This window comes from Rhizobium sp. BK176 (genome assembly GCF_024808055.1).
Genome location: NZ_JANUBV010000018.1, coordinates 19,400 through 42,634, shown reverse-complemented (window position 1 = coordinate 42,634; position 23,235 = coordinate 19,400). Strand labels below are relative to the sequence as shown.

The window sequence follows — 23,235 nt, the reverse complement described above, 5'->3', positions numbered from 1 at the left end:
TCAAGCGTTTCCGGTCGCGGCGCGAACCAGCGTTTCCGGCGTGAGGTCCCTGCGCTCGAAAAGACCGGCCATCAGGCCTTCTTTCATGACCAGGACCCGGTCGGACATTCCAATGATTTCAGGCAGCTCGGACGAGATCATGATGATCGACAGCCCTTCGGCGGCGAGTTCGCTGATAAAGCCGTGCACGGCAGCCTTCGAGCCGATGTCGATGCCCTTGGTGGGTTCGTCGAGAATGATCACCTTCGGCATGGTGGCGAGCCATTTGCCGATCACAACCTTCTGCTGGTTTCCTCCCGACAGGGTCCCGACAGGAACCGAAAGGGCAGCAGCGCGCAAATCCAGGCGCTCGGCATATTTGCGCGCCAGTGCAAATTCGTTCGCGGCTTTCAGGAAGCCCTTGCGCGAGGTGCGAGCGAGTGAGGGAAGAGTCATGTTTTGGTAGATCGGCATGGGCAGCGCCAGTCCGTGACGACCGCGCTCCTCGGGAACATAGACGATACCTGCGCTGATCGCGTCGAGTGGCGAGCGGATCGCAATTTCCTGACCTTCGAGCGAAAGTCGTCCCGAGGCGGGCGTGGTAATACCGAAGAGAGATTGGCAGAGCTCGGACCGGCCAGCACCGATCAACCCGTAGACACCCAGGATTTCGCCCTTGCGCAGGGTAAAGGAGATATCGCGGAACTCTGTCTGATGACAGTACTTCTCGACCTGAAGCACCGGGCCGCCGATCGTCACATCGATCTTCGGAAAGGCATTCTCGACATCGCGACCAACCATAAGTCGAACGATATCATCCTGGGGCGTCTGCTTGAGTTGGCCGTGGCCAACTGCACGTCCGTCGCGGAAGACCACGAAGTTGTCGGCAATTTCGTAGAGCTCGTCGAACTTGTGACTGATGAAGAGGATCGCCTTGCCTTGCGCTTTCAGCCCCTTGACGATGCGGAACAGGTCGTCGATTTCCTTTCGCGAGAGGGCCGCCGTCGGTTCGTCCATGATGACGATGCGCGCCTCGATCGAGAGTGCCCGGGCAATGGCAACAAGATGACGCTGCGCAATCGAGAGATCCTTCAGCCGGATCGTCGGATCGATATTGCTTTCAAGGGAATGCAGTAATTCCTTCGAGCGACTGTTCATCAGTTTCCAGTCGATCGTGCGGAGCCTTGTTCGCGGCGCATGGCCGAGAAATATGTTCTCGGCAACCGTCAGTTCGTCGAAAAGAACGGTCTCCTGATGAATGGCGGTCACGCCGACGTCGATGGCGGTCTGTGCGCTGGCGAAGGTCATGACCTTTCCATCGACGATGATCTCGCCTTCGTTCGGCCGGTAAATGCCTGTCAGGATCTTGACGAGTGTCGACTTGCCGGCACCGTTTTCGCCGATCAGGGCAGTGACCTTGCCGGGATAGAGCGCGATGCTGACGTTATCGAGCGCCTTCACGCCGGGGAAGATCTGCGAAATCCCGCGCATTTCCAGGATCGCGGGCACCTCGTCCGCCTTGATACCCGCGACGGATTGTTGGAGGGCAGTGTTCATCAGCGTTTACCAGCGTTCAGGTGAAAAGTCCCGGCGGCGCGAACCGCCGGGTTTTTGCTTGTTGGAGTGCGACTAGAAAACCTTCGAGAACTGGTCGATGTTCGAAGCGTTGTAGACGAATGGATCGGACATTGCGGCTTCGCCCTTGTCGTCGATCTTGATCTTGCCCATGCGGCCAGCTTCGATTTCCGTGCCCGGCTTTCCGGTCGCATCACCCTTTACGAGGTGATAGGCGATCTGCGTTGCGGAGTAACCGAGGTCGATCGGGTTCCAGATGGCAAATTCCTTCGTCGCACCCGACTTGATCGCTCCTGCCATTTCAGACGGCAGGCCAAGGCCGGTCACGTAAACCTTGCCGATGAGGCCCTTGTCTTCGACAACCTTGGAGGCAGCCAGAACGCCGACCGTCGTCGGTGCGACGATGACCTTGACGTTCGGGTTGGATTTCAGCAGGCCTTCGGCTTCGCGATAGGACTTGTCAGACAGATCGTCGCCGTAAACTGTCGTAACAAGGTTGAGACCCGGGAAGTCCTTGAGCTGCTTCTTCATCTGGTCGATCCAGATGTTCTGGTTCGTCGAGGTGGTGGTTGCAGACAGGATTGCGAAGTCGCCCTTGCCGCCATCAAGATGGTCCTTGGCGAGCGTCAGGCACATCTTGCCGATCAGCTCGTTGGACGAGGGGTTGAGCTGCAGGATGCGGCCGTCCTTGTTGACACCGGAATCCCAGGAGATGACCATGATGCCGCGCTGCTTGGCTTTCTTGAGTGCCGGTACAACGGCGTCCGGGTCGTTGGCGGAGATGGCAATCGCGTCAACGCCCTGGGCGATCAGCGAGTTGATGACTTCGATCTGGCCTTCTGCGGTCGTCGAGGTCGGGCCCGTGTAGATCACCTCCACGCCGCCCAGCTCCTTGGCAGCTTCCTGCGCGCCCTTGTTGGCGGCTTCAAAGAAGCCGTTGCCGAGCGACTTCACGACCAGACCGATCTTGACGTCCTTGGCGCTTGCTGCGCCTGCCATCAGGGCGACGGCAAAGGCGACGCCCACTGCCAGTGTTTTTGCGAGTTTCATGCTTTCATCCTCCCACGTTAATAAGACTTGCTACATCCTTGCGGCGCCACTCAAGCGACCGACGAGGAATTCCCCTTCGCTTGCGAAACCGTGCTCGCGATTACGAGCTTGATGCCTGCATCCTCGATCATCCGAACGGACTCCTCTGGAACGCCGTCGTCGGTAATGATCGTTGAAACACGCTCAAGCGGACACAGAATGAGGCTCGACCGGCGATGAAACTTGCTGGAATCGACCATGACGACGAGCTCGTCGGCCTGGTGCATCAGCTTTTGCTCGCTTTGTATGATCTGCGCATCCGATTCCATAACCCCAAGGGGGCCAACGCCCTGCGCACCGATGAAGAAACGTCGGGCGTAGAAATTGCGGATCGCATCATTGTCGAATGGTGACAGGATGAGGCTCTGCTCGCGGTAGATCACACCGCCGGGAACGGTAACCGTGTTCTTTGAATGCTTGACCAGGTGCTCGGCGATTGCAAACGAGTTGGTCATGACCTGCATGCGATGCGCGGCCATGAAATGCACCATCTGAAACGTGGTCGTCCCGCCGTTGATGATGATGGCGTCACCGGGATCGCAAAGATCGACAGCTGCTCGGGCAATTGAGCGTTTCTTATCGATGTTGACCGATTCCGAAACTCTGAAAGGGCGGCCCGCAAGATTTCCGAGTTGCGGCGGATGCACGGCCTCTGCGCCACCGCGGACGCGGCGGATTTTTCCCTGCACATGCAGCGCTGCAATGTCACGCCGGATCGTCGCCTCGGAAGCTTCGGTCAGTTCAGAGATATCCTGAACTGTGACGACCGACTTTTCCTGAACGGCGCTCAAGATGATGCGATGGCGTTCGCGTTCGTGCATGGGGTTCCTCCTAACCTGCTTATTTCGCAGTTATGAAAATCTGTCAATCAAAAACGATCATATAATTTCATATTGCGCTGCAACATAATCGGATTTGATCGTTTTCGATTGACAATGTCTGCTTTCATGAGCGATATCGTCAGCACAAGGGAGCGCACAGTTCGTTCGCGCACCAATAAATTTCACATGGGAGGATGACATGGCGGCAACCGTCCGGCTTCTTGATAACCGTTGGGACGACTCATACGCGGCAGGCCTCGATGAGCCTGGAAAGCTGCTGTATCGCTCCAATCTGCTCGGCGCCGACAAGCGCATCACCAATTATGGCGGCGGCAACACCTCCGCCAAGGTCATGGAGACCGACCCGCTGACCGGCGAAAACGTCAAGATCCTCTGGGTCAAGGGTTCTGGCGGCGATGTCGGCACCATCAAGCTCGACGGCTTTGCGACTCTCTACCAGGACAAGCTCGATTCGCTCAAAGGGATCTACAAGGGGGTCGAGGATGAAGATCGCATGGTTGGGTTCCTTCCGCACTGCACCTACAATCTCAACGGCCGCGCAGCGTCCATAGATACACCGCTGCATGGTTTCGTACCGTTCACGCATGTCGACCACATGCATCCGGACGCCATCATCGCGATTGCTGCCTCCAAAAACTCCCGGGAATTGACGAAACAGATCTTCGGTGACGACATCGGCTGGCTTCCGTGGCGCCGCCCCGGTTTCCAGCTCGGGCTCGACCTGGAAGAGTTCGTCAGGGCAAATCCGAACGCGCGCGGTGTCGTGCTGGAGAGCCATGGTCTCTTCACATGGGCAAATGATGCAAAGGCTTGCTACGAGCTGACGCTCGATATCATCAACAAAGCGATCGGATGGTTTGCCGAAAAGACCGAGGGCAAAGCGATCTTCGGCGGCCAATCGACAGAGAGTCTGCCGGCTGACCAGCGTCGCGCCATCGCCGCCCGGCTGATGCCTGAAATTCGCGGCCGGATTGGCCAGGCTGAGCGCAAGCTTGGTCACTTCGATGACCAGGATGCTGTCCTCGAATTCGTAAATTCCAGGAACCTGCAGCCGCTTGGGGCCCTCGGTACGAGCTGCCCCGATCACTTCCTGCGGACCAAGATCCGTCCGTTGATCGTCGCGTTTGATCCGGCAAAGCCGGATATCGATGCCGTCGTTTCTGGCCTTGACAAGGCGCTCGAGGATTATCGAGCCGACTATGCGCGGTACTACAACGACTGCAAGCACGACAATTCGCCAGCCATGCGCGACGCAAATCCCGTCATATTCCTTGTTCCAGGCGTTGGAATGCTGTCATTCGCACGGGACAAGGCGACGGCTCGCATTGCCAGTGAATTCTACGTCAATGCCATCAATGTCATGCGGGGGGCATCAACGGTTTCGGAATATCAGGGGCTGCCCGAGCAGGAAGCGTTCGACATCGAGTACTGGCTCCTCGAAGAGGCCAAGCTTCAGCGGATGCCGAAGCCGAAGAGCCTTGCAGGGAAAGTTGCCTTCGTCACCGGCGGCGCCGGCGGCATTGGTCGCGCGACAGCCACCCGACTGATCGGAGAGGGTGCCTGCGTCGTATTGGCCGATATCGATCAAGACGCGCTCGAAAGCACGCGAGTCGAGTTTTCGAAGCAGTTCGGAGGTGACGCCGTCCGCAGCCTGAGGCTCGACGTGACCAGCGAAGATGCTGTTATATCCTCATTCGCCGAAGCCTGCGTCGAGTTCGGTGGAATTGATATCCTGGTGTCGAATGCCGGCATTGCTTCGTCGGCGCCGATCGAAAGCACGGAGCTTTCGATGTGGAACAAGAACATGGATATCCTGTCAACTGGCTACTTCCTTGTATCGCGTGAGGCCTTCCGTCTGTTCCGCAGGCAGAACCTCGGGGGCAATGTCGTCTTTGTCGGGTCAAAGAACGGCCTGGCTTCCTCGCCGAATGCGGCCGCCTACTGCACGGCAAAGGCCGCCGAGATCCATCTTGCCCGTTGCCTGGCGCTCGAGGGCGCAGAAGCCGGCATTCGCGTCAATACCGTCAATCCGGATGCGGTGCTTCGTGGCTCGAAGATCTGGAGTGGAGAGTGGCGCGAACAGCGTGCAGCGTCCTCCAAGATCGAGATCGGGGAACTTGAGGAGCACTACCGCAAGCGTTCAATGTTGAAGCTGAATGTCTTCCCGGAGGACATCGCCGAGGCAATCTACTTCCTGGCATCCGATCTCTCGGCAAAGTCCACCGGCAACATCATCAACGTCGATGCTGGCAATGCGCAGAGCTTCCCGCGCTGATCGCTATTTCCGCAGGATCACCCATATTGCGTGGATGATCCCCGGAACGTAGCCGCAGAGCGTCAGCAAAATATTCAGCCAGAAGTGCAGGCCGAGACCGACCTGCAGAAAGACGCCTAGAGGCGGCAGGATGATCGCGAGAAGAATTCGAATGATGTCCACGGCCGCCTCGTTCATGAGTAGCATTCCACGCAGGTGAACGCGGACAGGAGCCGTTGGTTCGTTGCGGCAAGGGAGGAAAGAATGGCCGATACCAGGATCGCGCAGGATCTTATCGCGCAGGAAAATGACAAGCGTGCAGCAGCGCTCCAGTCGGACTACGAGGCCCTTGGGGCCAATTTGGCGCGGCGCGGCGTCGACATCGAAACCATAACACGCAAGGTGTCCGAGTTCTTCGTCGCCGTTCCATCCTGGGGTGTCGGTACCGGTGGCACCAGGTTTGCCCGCTTTCCGGGCACCGGCGAGCCGCGCGGTATCTTCGACAAGCTGGACGACTGCTCCGTCATCAATGAGCTGACACGCGCGACACCAAACGTGTCCTTGCATATCCCGTGGGACAAGGCCGATCCGAGGGAACTGAAGGCGAAGGGCGATGCGCTTGGCCTCGGCTTCGACGCGATGAATTCCAACACCTTCTCCGATTCACCCGGCCAGGCGCATTCCTACAAGTACGGCTCACTGAGCCACACGGATGCGGCGACCCGTGCTCAGGCCGTCGAACACAACATCGAATGCATCGAGATCGGAAAGGCGATCGGGTCCAAGGCACTGACCGTCTGGATCGGCGACGGCTCGAATTTCCCGGGCCAGAGCAACTTCACGAAAGCATTCGAGCGCTACCTTGCGGCGATGGCTGACATTTACAAGGCGCTGCCGGACGATTGGAAGCTGTTTTCCGAGCACAAGATGTATGAGCCGGCTTTCTATTCGACGGTGGTGCAGGACTGGGGAACCAACTACCTGATCGCCCAGACGCTCGGTCCGAAGGCTCAATGCCTTGTCGACCTTGGCCACCATGCACCGAACACCAACATCGAGATGATCGTCGCCCGGCTCATCCAGTTCGGCAAGCTCGGCGGCTTCCATTTCAACGACTCCAAATATGGGGACGACGACCTCGATGCCGGTGCGATCGAGCCCTACCGCCTGTTCCTGGTTTTCAATGAACTGGTTGAGGCGGAGCAGCGTGGGGTCAACGACTTCAATCCGGCGCATATGATAGACCAGTCGCACAATGTCACTGATCCGCTCGAAAGCCTCATCAACAGTGCCAACGAAATCCGTCGGGCCTACGCCCAGGCGCTGTTGGTCGACCGCAAGGCGCTGACTGGACACCAGGACGAAAACGACGCGCTGATGGCGACGGAAACGCTGAAGCGCGCCTATCGCACTGACGTCGAGCCGATCCTTTCGGAGGCACGCCGGCGGGCCGGTGGTGCGATCGATCCGGTCGGGACCTACCGGGCGAGCGGCTATCGCAAGAAGGTGACTGCCGAACGGCCCGCTTCTGCCGCCGGGGGGGGCGGCATCATCTGATCGCCACGTTCCACGGCCGTTTCAAAGGGCCGCTGTCGGCGCGACAGCGACCCGGTTCACATTAGGGCCTCCATTCGCCGGCTATCTGCCGGGTCGCGATGTTCAGCCGATTCCAGACGTTGATGTTGGCGATGGCGATGACGAGCGCTGCGAGGCTCTTGCCGTCGAAATGCTGCGTGGCTTCATTCCAGATATCATCGGGTACCGGGTCGGCGCGATCGCTGATGCGGGTAACCGCCTCGGTCAGCGCCAGGGCTGCTCGTTCAGCCGGCGTGAAATAAGGAGTATCACGCCAGGCGCTGACGGCAAAAAGCCGCTCATCGGTTTCGCCCGCCTTCTTGGCGATGCGCGGATGTCCGTCAATGCAGACGCTGCATCCATTGATCTGGCTGGCGCGCAGATTGACCAGTTCCAGAAGGATTGGCGACAAACCTGTTTTGGCGGGGACGGCAGCCAGAGCCTGCAGGGCCTGCATCGCGTCAGGAACGACAACCGCTGGATTTCCCATTCTTGCTTGCATCACGTTTCTCCTTGATGTGTTTTCGAAATGACGCCGCCGGCCGTGTTGTCACACAGGCCGGGTTTGGTTCGTCATGGAGTTGACGGAACAGGCTGGAGGAATGTGACAGTGATGCAAGAAAATTGGCTGGCGGCGGAATTCGAGGCGAACAGGGCGCACCTCAGCGCCGTGGCCTCCCGCATACTCGGCTCGCGCACGGATGCGGACGACGCGGTTCAGGAGGCCTGGCTGCGGCTCGGCCGCTCTGATGCCGGTGCTATCGGCCACATCGGCGGCTGGCTGACGACCGTTGTCGCACGCATTTGCCTGGACATGCTACGCTCCAGAAAGGCGAGGCGCGAGGAGCCGTTCGACGGGCCCGTGCACGAACGCGTCGCAGACACGTCGAAATCGGTCGATCCGGAGCGCGAGGTCGCCTTTGCAGATTCCGTCGGCCTGGCGCTCCTGGTGATCCTGGAAACACTCGCGCCAGCCGAACGCGTCGCCTTCGTGCTACACGATATGTTCGATCTCCCGTTCGACGACATTGCGCCGATCCTCAACCGCTCATCGGCGGCAACACGACAGCTTGCAAGTCGCGCCCGCCGCCGCGTTCAGGGCAGGACGGACATGCCGGAGGCGGACGCGACACGCAAGAAGCAGATCATCAATGCATTCCTTGCAGCCTCGCGGCTCGGTGACATCAAGGCACTTTTGTCGATCCTCGACCCGCAGGTGGTCTTCACCCCAGATGCTGCAGCAATCCGGTACAATCCTTCCGTTCGCGAACTGCGCGGCGCGGATGCAGTTGCCGAGACGTTCAAGGGTCGGGCCCAGGCAGCGCAGCCGGCAAAAATTGATGGAGAATTCGGATTTGTCGTTGTGGTCGGCGGACAACTGCGCGTCGTCCTGCTTATGACGTTCGAGGGGGAAAGGATTGCTGGCATTGATGCCGTAGCAGACCCAGCCTACCTCTCAAACCTGGAATACGAGTTGTTCTGACAGGTGAGCCCAAACACAAAGAGCCGCCGCTGCGGCAGCGGCGACTCTCACAGGGGCAGGGAACCGCCCGGAAACATTCAGCAATAGCTGCACATGGCAGCCGGATCGTTCGAAATCGACTTCAGAAATTTGCCCACAGGAGTCCGCTGTTCGCGCTTCCCAGCTGCCGTCTCGAGGAGACGTCTGAAATCGTCAAGTTTCACGCCGTCGGCACGGAGCACCATGGCGATCAGGGGGTCGCGAAGGGCTTCGGTAATCGTCAATTCTTCTCTGGTCTTGCTCATGGTTTGCCTCCTTTCGTGGGCAGTAGCCCGTGTTCCACTCCGTCGGCGCCATGTGACTGCGGCATGAAGTCTCGTTGACTTCGCTGAGGAGTGGTGTTACCGGTAAGTAACAATTCATTTGTTACCGATCGGTCACATGGATGTCAAGGACCTTGTCCGCAAAAAAAGTTGAATCATTGGCCCTGCAATTTCCCGCCAACGTCGACGAGAAACTCCCACCGCGAGAACGTATCGTGTCGACCGCCACCCTGCTGTTTCGTGAGCACGGCATCCGCGGCATCGGCGTAGATGCAATCGCAGACGCGGCCTCAACGAACAAAATGACGCTCTATCGCCACTTTGGCTCCAAGGATGAACTCGTCTGCGAAACGCTGCGACGTGCTTCAGAAAAGGCAGAGGCGATCTGGCGCGACCTTGAGGCGGTTCATCCCGGCGACCCGAAGAGCCAGCTCAGGGCGTGGGTTGAAGCCCGTACCCAGAGCCTTTGCGGTCAGCACGTCGGCTGCGATCTTGCGAATGCGGCAATCGAGCTCAAAGGCGAGGGGCATCCGGCCTATGGTGTGATAGAGCGCCATAAGGCTGAACAGCGCGACCGGCTCGAGGAGCTCTGTCTTGCAGCCGGTGCGCGCGAACCGGCACTCCTGGCGGATACGCTGACCCTGCTTCTTGAGGGGGCTCGCGTGACACGCCAGGCAATGGGCAACGACACATGCTGCAATCACTTCTCCAAAGCCTGCAACGCCGCCATCACCGCCTTTGCGTGATCAGGCGGCGTGTCGGTGGGAACCATCTTTCTTCTCGCTCTCCTGACGAGGTGGGGAGGATGGCATGAATTATACCTACCTTCATCGTCTGTACCAAAAGCGCCCCGAGCTCGAAGCCAAGCTTGAGCTCTATGAGGCACGCGATTGCTTCGGCGACGAGGAGATCGACGACGGTACGGATCGGGAGTTGCGGAAGCGGCTCACCGAGATCGGCACTGGAATCGACACCCTGGAACACTTGAATGCCCGCTAATTGCCGGCGTTAAGCAGTTGTATGGTCCGCTGATCGTACTCCCCGTCATAGAGGTGCTCGATGACCTTGTGGAACGGTGAGCCGTGGTCACTGATGGCTGCAAACAGCGTCATGGACGAGCGGAGCTTCAGATCATCGGGGGATCCGAACATGTCGTGCGCAGACAAGCCCTCGATTTCGAGGATTGCATCGACGCAGCGCTGCAGCCGGCTTCCAAGGACGGGATCGGCAAGATAGGCGGTAGCCTCTTCGGCAGACCTGATCGCATATTTCTCGGCCATTGTGGAAGTACCCAGTCCGGCCATTTGGGGAAAGATGAACCACATCCAATGGGAACGCTTACGTCCGGCTCTCAACTCGGACAACGCTCGCTCGTAGAAGCCGTTCTGTGCGTCTACGAAGCGCTCAAGGTTGTAATCGATTTTGCCGGGCATCGACGACCCTCCCTTTACGCATAACTATATCGCCAGGGATCCTTGTCCATGCCCGGACTGCGACAGGCCGCTAGCAGGACCTGTCGGGGTATGGACTGTGCTCGCGGCAGTAATCCGCCGATGGAAGTGTTTCTGAGATTGATCCGACCGTTGCCGGATCGAGGGATGCCATCGGAGCTGTATAATGGACCGTCAACCCGGCAACGCCCAGGAGCACGAAGGCTGCAAGGACTATCACTCGGTTTGATAAGGAAGGTGCGTTTGCATTGACATGCTCGACATATTCGCGTTCACCCATGCCGTTCAACTCGTCTTCCGTTGCGTGGTGATGCACCACGTCGCCGCGCGCCGTGTTCAAAGTCTCACCATCTTTCATTTTGTTAACTCCTACACTGAAGCGCGCATCGGCATACGATCGTCTTCTGCCGCAGACAGCACGCACGACGCATTTGTGATTTTCAGGCCGCGGATTGAAGAGTGAATACGCAAACGCAGTGTTCATAAAATCGAACCAATCGGTTTGATTTGACCTATGGGGCTTGGCGCGTCGACAAAATTCGGCTTAGGTCAGCAGGACATTCAGATTGCGGATAGCCCATGGCACACTCATTTGGCGCGATGTCAGTTGCGCAGCTTTCCACTCTCATTCAAACTGCAGCCGTCGATCCCCTCGAGGTGACACAAGCCGTGCTCGATGGTATCGACGCCTATGCGGATAGGGCAGTTTTCACGGCAGTCCTGAGGGACCGAGCGCTGGAGGAGGCCATGGTCTCGTCCAAACGCCTGAGGGAAGGGCGGTCGCGGGGGATGCTGGACGGCATACCGATAGCGTGGAAAGACCTCTTCGACATCAAGGGTCGCACGACAACGGCCGGCTCTACCGTCCTTTCGACCGGCCCGGCCGCACAGACCGACGCAGCGGTGGTGGCAGCGCTGAAGCAGGCGGGGATGATTTCAATCGCCTGCACCAACATGAGCGAGTTCGCCTTTTCCGGCCTTGGCCTCAATCCGCATTTTGGCACGCCCGAAAACCCAATAAGTCGTGACGTGCCGCGAATCCCGGGCGGTTCGTCATCCGGCGCCGGAGTCGCGGTGGCTGCCGGGCTCGTGCCGGTCGCCATGGGCACCGACACCGGGGGATCCGTTCGCATTCCTGCGGCGTTCAACGGTATCGTCGGATACAAGGCGACACGCGGTCGCTACCCGATGAATGGCGTCTACCCACTGGCAAAGAGCCTGGATTCCCTTGGCCCGCTATGCAGAACGGTGAAGGACGCCGTCTGGATTGACGCAGCCTTGCGTGGAACGCCTTTCCCGCTGATGGTGGCTCGACCGGTCGCCGGGCTTGAAATTGTCGTGCCGGACAACGTCGTCTTCGATGGCGCGCAATCCGGGGTTGTTGCAGCCTTTGAAGCAGGGCTTGATCGGCTTGCTGCCGCGGGTGCGTCGATCACCCGGATCACAATACCGGCCTTCGATGCCATATTGGGGCTCATGACCCGATATGGCGCTCTTGTTACTGCCGAAGCCTTTGCACTTCATCGCGAACGGCTGGCCGGGCCGGCCGCCGACGACATGGATCGACGTGTCGTCGTGCGCACGAGGCTCGGCGAGAAGATCACGCTTGCGGACTATCTTACGATCCTGGAAGCGCGCGAGCGGCTGATTGCCGATGTCGCGCGTCGCGTGGGGTCCAGCCTCGTCGCCTTCCCATCCGTTGCCCATGTGGCACCGCCAATTGCACCACTCGAAGCCGACGACGAGCTGTTCTTTGCAACCAACGGCCAGACCTTGCGCAACACAATGCTCGGCAATTTCCTCGATTGGTGTGGCGTCTCGATCCCCTGCGGGACTGGTGACGCCAATATGCCCGTCGGTCTCCTGCTCTCTGCCGTGGCAGGGCAGGACGAAGCAGTCCTCGGTGCCGCCCTTGCTGCGGAGGAGATCATCCGCAAAGACCTGAGTTGACCGATTGGCATTGCGAGGAGGCGAACATGACTGAAGGAACGCTGGAGAATGGACGCTTTGCAGTTTCGACGTGGTCGCTGCATCGGTTGTTGGGAACCGTCTATCCCTACAGCCCCGATCCAGACAAGAGCCAGGACAGCAAGGAGCCTTATGAACCGGGACGTTCATCGCTGATCGAAATCCCACAGCAGCTCGCAAGCAACGGTATCGGCAGGATCGAGATATGCTCGTTTCATCTGCCAAGCCTGGATCGAGGCTATCTCCAGGAAATGCAGGCGGCCCTTCAGGAAGCTGATATCATGCTGCAGACGCTTCTTGTCGAGGATGGGGATCCGAGCCATCCGGAAACAGCGAAACGTGACATCGAATGGATTGCCCGCTGGCTCGAGATCGCAGAGGTGCTTGGCGCCAGGAACATTCGGGTGATTGCGGGCAAGCAGCCGCCATTACGCGAAAATCTGGAGCGCTCGGCGGGGCACCTCGGGTGGCTTGCAAGACAGGCCGGCAATAGCGCGGTTCGGGTTGTCACCGAGAACTGGTTTGATCTCCTGCCATCCCCTACGGAAACAAACTGGCTGCTTGACACGCTGGAAGGCAAGGTCGGTCTCAATGGCGACCTCGGCAACTGGGCAGCGCCGGCCAAGTACGAAGGTCTTCGCGACATTATGCGGCGGGCAGAACTCTGCCACGCCAAGGCCAATTTCAACTCGTCCGGCCTCGATGGCGATGATTATCGCAAAGTTCTGGAAGCGTGTCGGGTGGCAGGCTACGACGGACCATATACGTTGATCTACGATTCAACGTTCTACGCAGACGAGTGGGATGGCATCCGGCTCGAAAAGGCGTTTATCGAGGAGTTTCAACTGGACAGGCGGCGCGCGGTCGGCTGAACCGCGAAAGGAGCATGGAATGAGTGGCAGGACGATCGACAGCTTCGCACAGCGCATCAGAAGCGGCGAAGGCGGATTGATTTCTGCGTGGATCGGTATTCCCGACCCACTTTTTGTCAATCATCTGGCGCAGGAAGAATTCGATGCAATCGTGCTGGACATGCAGCACGGCGTCTGGGATCTGGGGTCGGCTGCCGTTGGAATCGGTCAGGGAAGACTTGCGGGCAAGCCGGTCCTCGCGCGAATTCCTGTCGGCGATTTCGCCGCTGCCTCCCGCCTCCTTGATGCGGGGGCCTCTGGGATCATTGCGCCGATGATCAACTCGGCGGCGGATGCGGCCGCCTTCGCGAAGGCTACCAAGTATCCGCCGGTTGGTGAGCGTAGCTGGGGACCGACGCTGGCCCTGAACCATACGGGACTTCCCGCAGCCGAATATCTGACGACAGCGAACGATACAACTGTCGCCATCGCCATGATCGAAACGCGGGCCGCGCTCGATGCCGCAGACGAAATCACGCGCGTTGAGGGAATCGACGGCATTTTCATCGGGCCATCCGACCTGTCGATTGCACTCTCGCAGGGCACCTCGGTGGCACCGGATACGCCCGAAGTCGACGGCGTTCTGAAGCACCTGATCGCCCGATGCCGCGCTCATGACAAGTTCGCCTGCGTTTTCGGCAGCAACGGCGAGCGGGCAGGCGAGCTCTTGAAGATGGGCTTCGATTTCGTCATCGCAGGCGCCGACACGCAGCAACTGCGTGCAGGAGCGGCAAGCGCGATTGCTGCGGCCAGGCGGGTTCAGGCTTCGGGTTGACTACTTCACCGCTAGCCAGATGACGTGACGCGCGCCTCCGCGCTTGCCATTGGCGCGTGTGTTTATCGTCTCGACGACGAACCCGCAATCAGACAGACGACGGGTGAACCTGGCGTCGGGTCCTGATGACCAGACGGCGAGAACCCCGCCAGGCAGAAGGGCATTTCTCGCCGCGCGCAGTCCGGCGCTGTCGTAAAGGCGATCATTGGAACGGCGCGTTAGCCCGTCAGGCCCATTGTCGACGTCCAGCAGAATGGCATTGAATTTCGCGTTGCGCTCCCGCAGCAGTTCACCTACATCACCCTGATGGACGGTAACCCTGGGGTCATCAAGGCAACCCTGGAAGACCTCTGACATCGCGCCGCGGGCCCAATCGACGACCGCCGGCACAAGTTCGGCAACCACGACCGACGCATTTTCAGGCAAAACTGAAAGGGCGGCACGCAGTGTGAAGCCCATGCCGGGGCCGCCGATAAGGACGGTCGGGCGCGGATGATTGCTGATCTTCTTATGGGAAAGGGTTGCCAGCGCTTCTTCGGAGCCACTGAGGCGGCTGTTCATCAGCTCGTTTGACCCAAGCATGATCGAAAACTCGCTGCCGCGTCGCTTCAGACGCAATTCGCCGCTTTCGCCAGGGATCGGCGCCGAATCAAGTTGAATCCAAGGAAGCATGTTCTCGTATCTCGCGTTGCGTGCCACTCCCTAGCACAGCATGGCGGTCCCGCGAACCGCATCTCGGCTCGCGGGACAGTGTACGGGCAATGACTACTGGAGATTCCGGCAGGCCTGATTGGCTGCACGGGTTCCAGGCTGGGCTTCCACGCGCTGGCCGCCAGGGCAAACGGTCCAGTTGATCTGGTCTGAATATATAGTGGTCGTGCCAAAATCGATCGGGATAGAAAGACCTCCTCCGCCTGTGCCCTCGGTGTCGGGAGATGTTCCCAATGGCGGAGAACCATCGAAGCGGCCGCTGCTGTCCATTCCCATGCTCGCTTGCGCGAAGGCCGAACCAGCAAAACCGAAAAGGAGCACTGAAGTCACTGCGATAAGCCTGCGCATGATCGAGATCCCTTCATGTTGAAGCACTTACGAATATAGAGCCGATTCTTATTTGTACCAGCAGCTCGGAACCATAAGGCCGTCTAAATTCGTAGGAATTCGGTAAATGATTAACGTGAGGCGCAGCGGTCTGTGCGCCTCGTGCTGACATCCTGCGTGGCAGCGCCATATTGCCCTCAGGCAGGAAGATGGGAGACCGATATGGATGCAGATTCCATGGTGATGAGGGTCCGGGTAACCGGTCGCGTCCAAGGGGTCAGTTTTCGCGTATGGACGCGGGATCGTGCGCGTCGACTGGGCTTGAAGGGGTGGGTGCGCAACGAAGACGACGGCTCGGTCATGGCCCTTATTGCCGGAGAGGAAACCGCCGTTTCGAGCATGCTGAAGGATTTCTGGAAAGGGCCGCCGGGGGCGTCTGTCGATGCCGTCGATGTCGAAAAGGCCCGGCCCGAGACTGTTCCAGATAGTTTCGAGATCACGGTGTGACTTGAAGTCGTCGGTTCCGTCACCTGCGTGGCTACACCGATCCATTTGTCGCGCGATGGTTCGAGGGAGGAGACGGCGACGCGCGACCTCCTGCACCACATGACGTCCCGCGCTGTGAGATTGACTCCGGTTTAACTGTCGCGGCAAACGCCCGGATGTGAGATATTGGGTGCGCGGCAGATCGGCCGATCTGCCCGGTTGTTGAGGGAGGATTCCTTATGCCACTCTTCATCATCACAGGGTGCTATTCAACGACGGCAGCGAAAGGAATGATCGCCGATCCATCTGACCGGGAGGTGGCGGCGCGAGCCATAATGGAAGCAGCAGGCGGAAAACTACACTCTTTCTACATTACGACCGGAGAAAATGACTGGATGGTAACCGCTGAATTTCCTGACGGTGCTGACCTGGTCCCCGCACTCCTGGTCATCGGAGCGTCGGGAGCAGTAACAAATATCAAAACCGTGCGAGCATACACGGGTTCGGAATTCAAGGCCGCCCAGGAAAAGGCGGGCAAAATCGTATCTGCCTACAAATCCCCGGCAAGATGAGGCAGCCAACTCACCGAACCACCGTCGGCAGCGGACGTTGAATCCGCTGCCGGTTCGTTTTGTGGCATCCATCGATCCCGGCTGTCGAAATTTCCGCTGTCCTGGCTCCATCTTTCGCTTCGCGACGAGCAGCCTTTCGACCCTTGATGACGGCCCATCATGCCCGCAAGGATCGGCGATCCGGCTGCAGGGCCACGGCTACATGGTTGGTGCAAAACGTACGCCGAGGGAGCCGAATTGCCTCCATCTGACGGTGCACTCAAACACACGGCCGTCAGACAATCTCAGATCGAACTCCTGAGGAACCGCGAGTGCTGCTTCGACAGCCAGTCGCGCGCCGCCATCGGACAAGTCTTTTACAACGCAGTCCAGTACACTCCCGCCGCCGTTAAAGAGTACCTTTCCTCCGATAAACGTTCTTTTTCTATGGGTCGATCTGCTGTCCATTGGCACACCTCATTGCGTCTAGCGTATATTAGCCCGCGGATGACCGAGAAGTTAATGAGACGGTCAAGGTACGGTCGCAGACAAAGCTTCTGAGATCTCGAGGCATTGCGGCATCGGTCGATGCCTTCGGTCTCGAGGCGGACCGGCTGGAAACCGTTCCCATTTTGCGAGTGACAGCGAGGACTTGATTGTCCGGGTCAATCCCGGGAGGCCGTTCCGGACTGATTGTTGCTCTCCTGAAACAGTATGTGGTCCAGACGCGCCGCTCGCGCAATTGTGCCCGCTGGAACCACATTTCGGCCATGGTGTCGGCGAGTAGGACTGGCTCGCACTCTCGAAACTCGAATCGGAACCCCTGAAGTTGCATGCCACGTTCTTGATCCGACCGCTCCTGGTGGCGGCCGGCGCTTCCCTTCTTGCGGCTTGTACGCAAATCCCCTCGGAGCGCCTTGTCGCATCCGTCGACACTCCCCCGACCGGAGCAAGTCTTTCAGCGCTTGAGCCAAGCCGGGCGGCGGCAGCCCAGTCAACCGTCGTCCCGACGGATCGGCCTCCTGAGAAGCCAGACTATTCGATCGCCTACGCTGAGCTGGACGATCAGGAGTTTCGCTGGCCGGCGATCGACCCTAGGGCGGTTCATCCCGACTATCTGCGCCAGGAGGTCGACTACGCAACGGACGAGCCACCGGGCACAATCATCGTCGACACCGAGAGGAAATTTCTCTACCTCGTTCTCGAGGACGGACGCGCAATGCGATACGGGGTAAGTCTGGGCGCGCAGGGTCGTGCCTGGAAGGGGCGGGCGATCATCCAGTGGAAGAGGAAGTTTCCGACGTGGACGCCCACCCCTTCGATGATTGCGCGAAATCCAAAGCTCGCACATTGGAAGGGGGGCATGAAGCCCGGCCTGACAAATCCACTCGGCGCGCGTGCTCTCTACATCTTTCAGGACGGCAAGGATACGCTCTATCGCATCCATGGCTCTCCGGAGTGGCAAACGATCGGAAAGAACGCGTCATCTGGGTGCGTTCGGATGTTCAACCAGGATGTCATCGATCTCTATGACCGTGTCCGCGGAAAGGCACCGCTCCTCGTGAAATAGGTCGTGAGCGATGAGTGAAAGCGAGCCGCGCGTCCGGACCGAGCATCCCCCAGTGGGCATTTCGACATGACTGGTGAACAGGAACCCCTAGGGTTAGACCAGGACGACGCAACTGTTGAGACGGCGGCAACGGGTATGAAAATCGTTCGTGGCCGCCGAACAATGGGGCGGACCTTCGGGTGACCGTGACGCTAACTACTGCCCAGGGCCCTTAATGCCTGCGGCAACAAATACTCGGCAACCTCTTCATGACCTTCCGCGGTGCGATGACGGCCACAGGATCACGATACGCGCTGAAGGTTCGCCCACCTCCAGGTAATCGGATCAGTGGAATGTGACGCGCACTTAATCCGATCTCGGCGACGTATTCCTTGGTATTTAGGCCACTTTATTGTTTGTCATTTCCCTTGGCCCTGTCGATAATGACAAGCCGGCCCCGGTGGGCACATCCGCGTCTAACCTGCCACCGGCGTTTGTGCTGTGCGGAACACCAGCGTTGACGACATGGGAATCAACCTCACGCCCATGAAGAAGACGTTCCAGTTCAACGGGAAGGCCTGATCTCTGGCGACGCCGCCAGGATGCCGCCGGCCTGTTCCTCTCCCGGCTGTGTTATCGGCTCCTATACAAACGATGAGAATCGGGGCCGCCCATGCTTCCACTGCACAAATGGAAAGCATGAAACCCGCCAAAGCGATGCGGCAAGGTTGGAAAGGTACCACCTGAACCAGAAACAACTGCATGCATTTCTGCCTCCGTCTCGATGACAGGCGGATGATTTCGAAGGTTTATTTCAGGACACCTTCAGCGCGAAAGAGGATTTACCATCCCGCCACCCAGGTCGTCCCGCGAGGCGAGCGGGACAACAATACCATCAAACGTCAGCGTTAAGCAGTGGAGGAAAACACCGCCTGAAACAGCAAACAACCGCCTCACTCGAAGAGCGGCACGGGAGCTTATCGAGATGCGGTCCGCTATCGCGACGGTTGGTTCAGGCGCTTGGGATCCCATCGTCGTCTACAACGGCATTGACTTCACATATCAAGCCTGCCGGATCATAGGTGATATTCACCTCGCCCTTCAGTTCAGCCGCAAGCAGGCTTTCGATCAGGCGGGAGCCAAATCCCCTTCGGGTAGGCTCGCTGACCCTTGGTCCGCCCATTTCTTGCCATCGCAGGGTGAGTCTATGCGGTTCGTCATTGGTGACAGACCAGTGAATGGATATCTGTCCTTCCGGCATGGACAGCGCTCCATACTTTGCCGCATTCGTAGCCAGTTCGTGCAATGCAAGCGAGATCGAAACGACCGCACGGGGCACCAGGCGAACGCTTGGGCCTGATATTGAAATCTTCTCGCGCGAATAGGGCGACAGGGCTTGCTTTACCACCGCTTCCAGCTCTGCCTGTTCCCAATTCCCGTGCATCAGCAAGTCATGAGCCCTCGACATCAGGGAGATCCTGGCCTCGAATGCATCCACCCCTGCGCGGTTCGCCGTCTCACGCCCAAGCGTCTGTCGGGCGATGGCCATGACGGTTGCAAGCACATTCTTGACCCGATGATTGAGCTCTCCGACAAGAACCGTCTGAAGTCGCTCTGCTTCCTTGCGGGCAGAGATGTCGTGCGCAATTTTCGCTGCGCCGATCGTCCTGCCATAGGCGTCGAAAATCGGGGACACGCTGAGCAGGACATCGACCAGCCCGTCATCACTGCGCCGGCGCTTTGTTTCGTAGGGATCGACCCTCAATCCGGCGCTGACCTGCCTGATGATCGCAGGTTCTTCTTCAATCCTGTCGTCCGGAACAAGGATCATGACAGAACGTCCAATGGCTTCTTGTGCCGAGTAGCCGTAGAGTTTTTCCGCGCCACTGTTCCAGCTCGTGATCCGCATGTTCAGATCGATGCTGAGAATGGCATCGTTGGAGGAGGCGATGATGGCCGCAAGACGACGCTCCACCTCTTGGGCGCGCTTGCGCTCGGTGATGTCGACAACAACCGCGGCGGCCTGCTTGATCTCTCCGTGCTCGTCGCGTAGGGGCGAAACCGAATTCGCGACCCAGACAAGACTTCCATCCTTGCGCACGTAGCGCTTCTCGATGTCGAAGCTCTCGCCGGTCTCGATCATTTGCCTGAACGAACGGAGGTAGTCTTCGAGATCGGTCGGGAACGTTATGTCCTGCACCCGCATCTTTAACAGTTCAGTTTCCGAATATCCGACAATTTCGCAGAACCGCCTGTTTACCAGATGCAGCCTGCCGGCGAGATCGGATTGCCCGATCCCGGCTGCAGTCTGTGTGAATATGGCGCGGAACCGCTCCTCGCTCTCGCGCAGTGCCGTGTCAGACCTGACTCGTTCAGTGGTCTCGTTGACTATACAGAATACGCCGCGCACCTTGCCTGTCTCATCGCGTACCGGCGAGTAGGAAATGTCGAAATGGACGGTTTCGGGATAGCCGTGACGTTCGATGTAGAAGGGGCGGTCCTTGGCGAAGACCGTTTCTCCGAAATCGAGGACGCGACGCAAAAGAGGCTCCAGGTCACTCCACAACTCTCCCCAGTATTCGCGCGCCGGGCGACCAAGTGCGCGCGGATGCTTGGTGCCGATGGTCGGGGCGTAAGCGTCATTGTAGAGTGCGATGAAATCCTCGCCCCAGAAGAGAACGATCTGAGCCTTTGACGGCAACATCAGATCGACAGTCGACTTCAGACACTGCGGCCATGTGCTTGGTGGACCCAGACTGCTATCGGCCAGGCCCTGACCGTAGATGCGGCCCGACATCTCGTCGGATCCGGGTGATGCGTCGTTGCTGTGCAGGGGCTTCTCCTCCACCCGATGGCCTTTTAATTCAGAGGTTTGATGGCCAAACGTCAAGGGGAAAATTAAGGTGCCTCTTCACTTCTCGACGTGGCACCAGGCCGCCAGGAGTGGCCGTGACGTGCATCGCATTGCGACGTTATGGCCGGCTTCATTGAAGAAGATCGAACCGACCGTGCCGCGTTGCCATCCCTTATCGTCGCATGAGAATTCGCAGTCGGACAGCGAGAGAAAGACGCGGGACCGAAACTGGATGTGATCGGGGAAGCGGCTGTAGGGTGCCATGATGGTCAGACCGAGAGCGACGTCGCTGCGCTCCTCCATGCCAGACATGCCCGCGATTACCGCATGAGCGTGGGTATGCTCGATGTTGATGCTGGCAAACGGGCCGGTCTTGCTGGCGACCCATTCCAGGCTCCTGGCGACATCGGTGATGGCGGCGGCAGCTTCGGCGTAAGGCTCCCCCCTGGAGGCCAGGTTGCGTAGCGCGAATTGCAACTGCGGCGCCAAGGGCAGAGGGCTAGCCGGCTTCATCGCGACGGCGCCGGGCTCCTGCAGGAGGTGAAATACCTTGCCGGCGACGAATTTTTCCATGAAAGGAGCTGCATCCGACATCAGGATGTTACCCAACGCGCCGATAACGCGCTGGACATTGGCAGGCCTGCGTGAACGGCTCAGGGCATAGTCGCCACTTGCCGTTCTTGTTCCACGATGCAGAAGGAGGTCAGCTTCCCTTCTCAACCGGGGCTTTGACATTGGATCTCGAAACTCCCTGCTTGCCTCCGGATCCTTATCCCGATGCGATCAAAAAGCAAACCGCACCACCGTTATTTTGGTGTATCCGAAATGATCGCTAAGACATAGGGCCCGCTGTCAAGTGTCGGTGTCGCCCTTGATCCGCCTCAGGACGCGATCAAGTGCCGATATCAACGCGTCATGTCCGCCTTTTGCCTTGAAATCGGACAATACCTGTTCGTTCAGGCCACCCTTGGTCGCGAACTCGCGACTGAGGTCGACAAGCGGGACGTCGGAACGCATGGCGGTTTGCGACAGACTGGTAAATAACGCCGCGATATAGGCGCGTCCCTTGTCGGCGGCGAGGCCATTATCTTCAAGCCAGGCAGCCGACATGTCCATGATCCCGAGAACGGTCGACATCAGCGAGCTGGCCGCAGCCAGAAGATCATATTCCTGCTTCGTGTCGCACTCGACTGTGGTCCCAAGAACGGAAAAAAGGTCTGCAACGTCGTTATCTGCCGGGAAGATGGCGGTCACACCTTCGCGACGTGCGACGAAAGGCAATGGAATGGCCTGTACGAGTTGAACTTCCACACCAATCCATCCGAGAAGGGTCTGGCGATCGGTCGCCGCAATGACGCTGAGAACGGATTGCCCGGTTCGGAACTTCAGCTCACTCATGACGTCCTGTGCAATTTGAGGTCGGAATGCCAGGACAACCATATCGCTCTGATCGATGACCGACTGGTTGTCTGCCGCAATCGAGACCTCTGCGAATTCGGCGGCGAGACGTTGCGAAATCTCGGCGCTTCGGGGCGAAACAATGACATGCAAGAGAGCGGGGGATTCTGCCAGCAGTCCCCTGATCATGGCCTCGGAAATCGTCCCGGTTCCGATGAAACCGATCTTCTCAATCTTCATTGCCGTCCTCCCCAGGTGCCACGATGCGTCCAATGGGATCGCACCTGACTGGCGGGATACAGTCTCGCGGGATGGCCTGCAAGCTATAGCTCTTGCATGTAGAGCGGACAGATTGCCGCCAGAATGAATCCAATGCAGATTGCGTCCGTGGAACACTGGAGGTCAGACATTGCTGGAAAAGCTGATCGGTGACTACGGCGTGTTCGCCGTGTTTCTTGGCGCTGGTATCGAAGGCGAAACAGCGGCTTTTCTCGGCGGAATCGCTGCCCACCGCCACCTCATCGCCTACTGGCAGGTTGCCTTAGCGGCAAGTCTTGGTTCGTTTACCGCAGACCAGATCTTCTTCCTGTTGGGCCGCCACGCAGCGAAATGGTCCTATGTGAAGAGGCTTCTTGACTCGGCACCGATCGCCGGGGCGACTCGCCTCCTCGAAGCGCGTCCGACAAGCTTTATCCTGGCCTTTCGGTTCATATACGGGATTCGCACGATCAGTCCTGTTGCGATCGGTGTATCCAGCGTTCCGGGCTGGAAATTTGTCAGCCTCAACGCGATTGCCGCATCGGCCTGGGGTATCATGATAACAGGCGCCGGGTTCCTGGCCGGGCAGGCCATCGAAGCCATGCTCGGACGCTTGCAACTGCATGTGCACCTGTTGATCGCGCTCGTCGCCGGCGCCCTGCTTGTGTCGCTCGGCGCTTATGTCGCGCGCAAGGAAATGACGCGGCGCTCGGCACGCCTTGGCGGCTGAGACGCCCGCGTTGGCTCCTCGGTGTCCGGCCGACTGGATATGGCCTCCCAAGAAAACAGACCGATTTTGCAAATCAGGAAGAGGGAGTACCAAGGAAAGCCTGACACGCGGGAAAGCAAGTTGCCGCCGGTGGCCTGCCTTCCCTTGTGGGCGTTGAGCAAAAGAAA

Annotated in this window: 26 protein-coding genes; 12 read left to right on the top strand and 14 right to left on the bottom strand. The window is 58.8% G+C overall.

Translation table 11 applies throughout. The annotated features are described in order from the left end of the window. From FHT76_RS32520 to FHT76_RS32510, 3 genes are all read right to left on the bottom strand, one after another. Window positions 1-1,536: a sugar ABC transporter ATP-binding protein gene (locus FHT76_RS32520; RefSeq protein WP_183757547.1), complete on the bottom strand. Its 1,536-nt coding sequence runs from the start codon at window positions 1,534-1,536 to the stop codon at window positions 1-3. A 72-nt stretch (window positions 1,537-1,608) separates the two neighbouring features. Continuing rightward, entirely contained in the window at window positions 1,609-2,604 is a 996-nt protein-coding gene (gene rhaS / locus FHT76_RS32515; protein ID WP_183757546.1) for a rhamnose ABC transporter substrate-binding protein, read from the bottom strand. Between the two features lie 50 nt (window positions 2,605-2,654). Beyond that, window positions 2,655-3,464 (bottom strand): DeoR/GlpR family DNA-binding transcription regulator, encoded by an 810-nt coding sequence (locus FHT76_RS32510; RefSeq protein WP_183757545.1) that lies wholly within the window; start codon window positions 3,462-3,464, stop codon window positions 2,655-2,657. Between the two features lie 199 nt (window positions 3,465-3,663). Here FHT76_RS32510 and FHT76_RS32505 point away from each other — a divergent pair, with 199 nt between their 5' ends. Next, on the top strand, window positions 3,664-5,760 hold the full coding sequence (locus FHT76_RS32505) for a bifunctional rhamnulose-1-phosphate aldolase/short-chain dehydrogenase (protein WP_183757544.1): 2,097 nt from the start codon (window positions 3,664-3,666) through the stop codon (window positions 5,758-5,760). Window positions 5,761-5,763: 3 nt separating this feature from the next. Here FHT76_RS32505 and FHT76_RS32500 read toward each other — a convergent pair whose 3' ends face one another. Further along, entirely contained in the window at window positions 5,764-5,922 is a 159-nt protein-coding gene (locus FHT76_RS32500) for a YqaE/Pmp3 family membrane protein (protein ID WP_183757633.1), read from the bottom strand. Window positions 5,923-6,003: 81 nt separating this feature from the next. Between FHT76_RS32500 and rhaI the strand changes: the two genes are divergently transcribed. Beyond that, on the top strand, window positions 6,004-7,296 hold the full coding sequence (rhaI, locus tag FHT76_RS32495) for an L-rhamnose catabolism isomerase (RefSeq protein ID WP_183757543.1): 1,293 nt from the start codon (window positions 6,004-6,006) through the stop codon (window positions 7,294-7,296). A 61-nt stretch (window positions 7,297-7,357) separates the two neighbouring features. Here rhaI and FHT76_RS32490 read toward each other — a convergent pair whose 3' ends face one another. Then, on the bottom strand, window positions 7,358-7,816 hold the full coding sequence (locus tag FHT76_RS32490) for a carboxymuconolactone decarboxylase family protein (RefSeq protein WP_183757542.1): 459 nt from the start codon (window positions 7,814-7,816) through the stop codon (window positions 7,358-7,360). A 108-nt stretch (window positions 7,817-7,924) separates the two neighbouring features. Between FHT76_RS32490 and FHT76_RS32485 the strand changes: the two genes are divergently transcribed. Next, window positions 7,925-8,797: a sigma-70 family RNA polymerase sigma factor gene (locus FHT76_RS32485; protein ID WP_183757541.1), complete on the top strand. Its 873-nt coding sequence runs from the start codon at window positions 7,925-7,927 to the stop codon at window positions 8,795-8,797. Between the two features lie 77 nt (window positions 8,798-8,874). Here the strand turns inward: FHT76_RS32485 and FHT76_RS32480 are convergent, their stop codons facing one another. Further along, window positions 8,875-9,081 carry a hypothetical protein gene (locus tag FHT76_RS32480; protein ID WP_183757540.1) on the bottom strand — a complete coding sequence of 69 codons (207 nt, stop codon included), beginning with the start codon at window positions 9,079-9,081 and terminating at the stop codon, window positions 8,875-8,877. Window positions 9,082-9,221: 140 nt separating this feature from the next. Between FHT76_RS32480 and FHT76_RS32475 the strand changes: the two genes are divergently transcribed. Next, window positions 9,222-9,845, top strand: a complete 624-nt coding sequence (locus FHT76_RS32475; protein WP_183757539.1) for a TetR/AcrR family transcriptional regulator — start codon at window positions 9,222-9,224, stop codon at window positions 9,843-9,845. A 64-nt stretch (window positions 9,846-9,909) separates the two neighbouring features. Next, window positions 9,910-10,098 (top strand): hypothetical protein, encoded by a 189-nt coding sequence (locus FHT76_RS32470; RefSeq protein ID WP_183757538.1) that lies wholly within the window; start codon window positions 9,910-9,912, stop codon window positions 10,096-10,098. Here the strand turns inward: FHT76_RS32470 and FHT76_RS32465 are convergent. Further along, window positions 10,095-10,532, bottom strand: a complete 438-nt coding sequence (locus tag FHT76_RS32465; RefSeq protein ID WP_183757537.1) for a DUF1810 domain-containing protein — start codon at window positions 10,530-10,532, stop codon at window positions 10,095-10,097. The two genes, FHT76_RS32470 and FHT76_RS32465, sit on opposite strands and share 4 nt — an antisense overlap. A gap of 70 nt (window positions 10,533-10,602) precedes the next feature. After that, window positions 10,603-10,908 carry a hypothetical protein gene (locus FHT76_RS32460; protein WP_183757536.1) on the bottom strand — a complete coding sequence of 102 codons (306 nt, stop codon included), beginning with the start codon at window positions 10,906-10,908 and terminating at the stop codon, window positions 10,603-10,605. A 221-nt stretch (window positions 10,909-11,129) separates the two neighbouring features. Between FHT76_RS32460 and FHT76_RS32455 the strand changes: the two genes are divergently transcribed. The 3 genes from FHT76_RS32455 to FHT76_RS32445 are packed head-to-tail and all read left to right on the top strand — an operon-like array spanning window position 11,130 to window position 14,204. After that, window positions 11,130-12,500, top strand: a complete 1,371-nt coding sequence (locus FHT76_RS32455) for an amidase (protein ID WP_183757535.1) — start codon at window positions 11,130-11,132, stop codon at window positions 12,498-12,500. A 26-nt stretch (window positions 12,501-12,526) separates the two neighbouring features. After that, on the top strand, window positions 12,527-13,390 hold the full coding sequence (locus tag FHT76_RS32450) for a sugar phosphate isomerase/epimerase (RefSeq protein WP_183757534.1): 864 nt from the start codon (window positions 12,527-12,529) through the stop codon (window positions 13,388-13,390). Window positions 13,391-13,409: 19 nt separating this feature from the next. Then, entirely contained in the window at window positions 13,410-14,204 is a 795-nt protein-coding gene (locus FHT76_RS32445; protein WP_183757533.1) for an HpcH/HpaI aldolase/citrate lyase family protein, read from the top strand. Here FHT76_RS32445 and FHT76_RS32440 read toward each other — a convergent pair whose 3' ends face one another. After that, window positions 14,205-14,876 carry a hypothetical protein gene (locus tag FHT76_RS32440; RefSeq protein ID WP_259186235.1) on the bottom strand — a complete coding sequence of 224 codons (672 nt, stop codon included), beginning with the start codon at window positions 14,874-14,876 and terminating at the stop codon, window positions 14,205-14,207. Window positions 14,877-15,464: 588 nt separating this feature from the next. Here FHT76_RS32440 and FHT76_RS32435 point away from each other — a divergent pair. After that, the gene (locus FHT76_RS32435; protein WP_183757531.1) at window positions 15,465-15,749 is read left to right on the top strand and encodes an acylphosphatase; all 285 of its coding nucleotides are present in this window, start codon (window positions 15,465-15,467) and stop codon (window positions 15,747-15,749) included. 218 nt (window positions 15,750-15,967) lie between these two features. Continuing rightward, window positions 15,968-16,300 (top strand): GYD domain-containing protein, encoded by a 333-nt coding sequence (locus tag FHT76_RS32430; protein ID WP_183757530.1) that lies wholly within the window; start codon window positions 15,968-15,970, stop codon window positions 16,298-16,300. Window positions 16,301-16,498: 198 nt separating this feature from the next. On the opposite strand, the gene FHT76_RS32425 is transcribed toward FHT76_RS32430, so the two are convergent. After that, window positions 16,499-16,747: a PilZ domain-containing protein gene (locus tag FHT76_RS32425; protein ID WP_183757529.1), complete on the bottom strand. Its 249-nt coding sequence runs from the start codon at window positions 16,745-16,747 to the stop codon at window positions 16,499-16,501. A gap of 361 nt (window positions 16,748-17,108) precedes the next feature. On the opposite strand from FHT76_RS32425, the gene FHT76_RS32420 reads away from it, so the two are divergent. Next, complete coding sequence (locus tag FHT76_RS32420) at window positions 17,109-17,849, top strand: L,D-transpeptidase (protein WP_183757528.1); 741 nt, start codon at window positions 17,109-17,111, stop codon at window positions 17,847-17,849. Between the two features lie 455 nt (window positions 17,850-18,304). On the opposite strand, the gene FHT76_RS32415 is transcribed toward FHT76_RS32420, so the two are convergent. From FHT76_RS32415 to FHT76_RS32400, 4 genes are all read right to left on the bottom strand, one after another. After that, the gene (locus FHT76_RS32415; RefSeq protein ID WP_183757527.1) at window positions 18,305-18,592 is read right to left on the bottom strand and encodes a hypothetical protein; all 288 of its coding nucleotides are present in this window, start codon (window positions 18,590-18,592) and stop codon (window positions 18,305-18,307) included. Window positions 18,593-18,840: 248 nt separating this feature from the next. Beyond that, the gene (locus FHT76_RS32410) at window positions 18,841-20,625 is read right to left on the bottom strand and encodes a PAS domain S-box protein (protein ID WP_183757526.1); all 1,785 of its coding nucleotides are present in this window, start codon (window positions 20,623-20,625) and stop codon (window positions 18,841-18,843) included. Between the two features lie 114 nt (window positions 20,626-20,739). Continuing rightward, window positions 20,740-21,255, bottom strand: a complete 516-nt coding sequence (locus FHT76_RS32405; RefSeq protein ID WP_246712669.1) for a dimethylsulfonioproprionate lyase family protein — start codon at window positions 21,253-21,255, stop codon at window positions 20,740-20,742. A gap of 279 nt (window positions 21,256-21,534) precedes the next feature. Next, entirely contained in the window at window positions 21,535-22,320 is a 786-nt protein-coding gene (locus tag FHT76_RS32400) for a pyrroline-5-carboxylate reductase (protein ID WP_183757524.1), read from the bottom strand. Between the two features lie 169 nt (window positions 22,321-22,489). Between FHT76_RS32400 and FHT76_RS32395 the strand changes: the two genes are divergently transcribed. Continuing rightward, window positions 22,490-23,068, top strand: coding sequence for a DedA family protein (locus FHT76_RS32395; RefSeq protein WP_183757523.1), 579 nt, complete (start codon window positions 22,490-22,492; stop codon window positions 23,066-23,068). Window positions 23,069-23,235 lie beyond the last annotated feature (167 nt).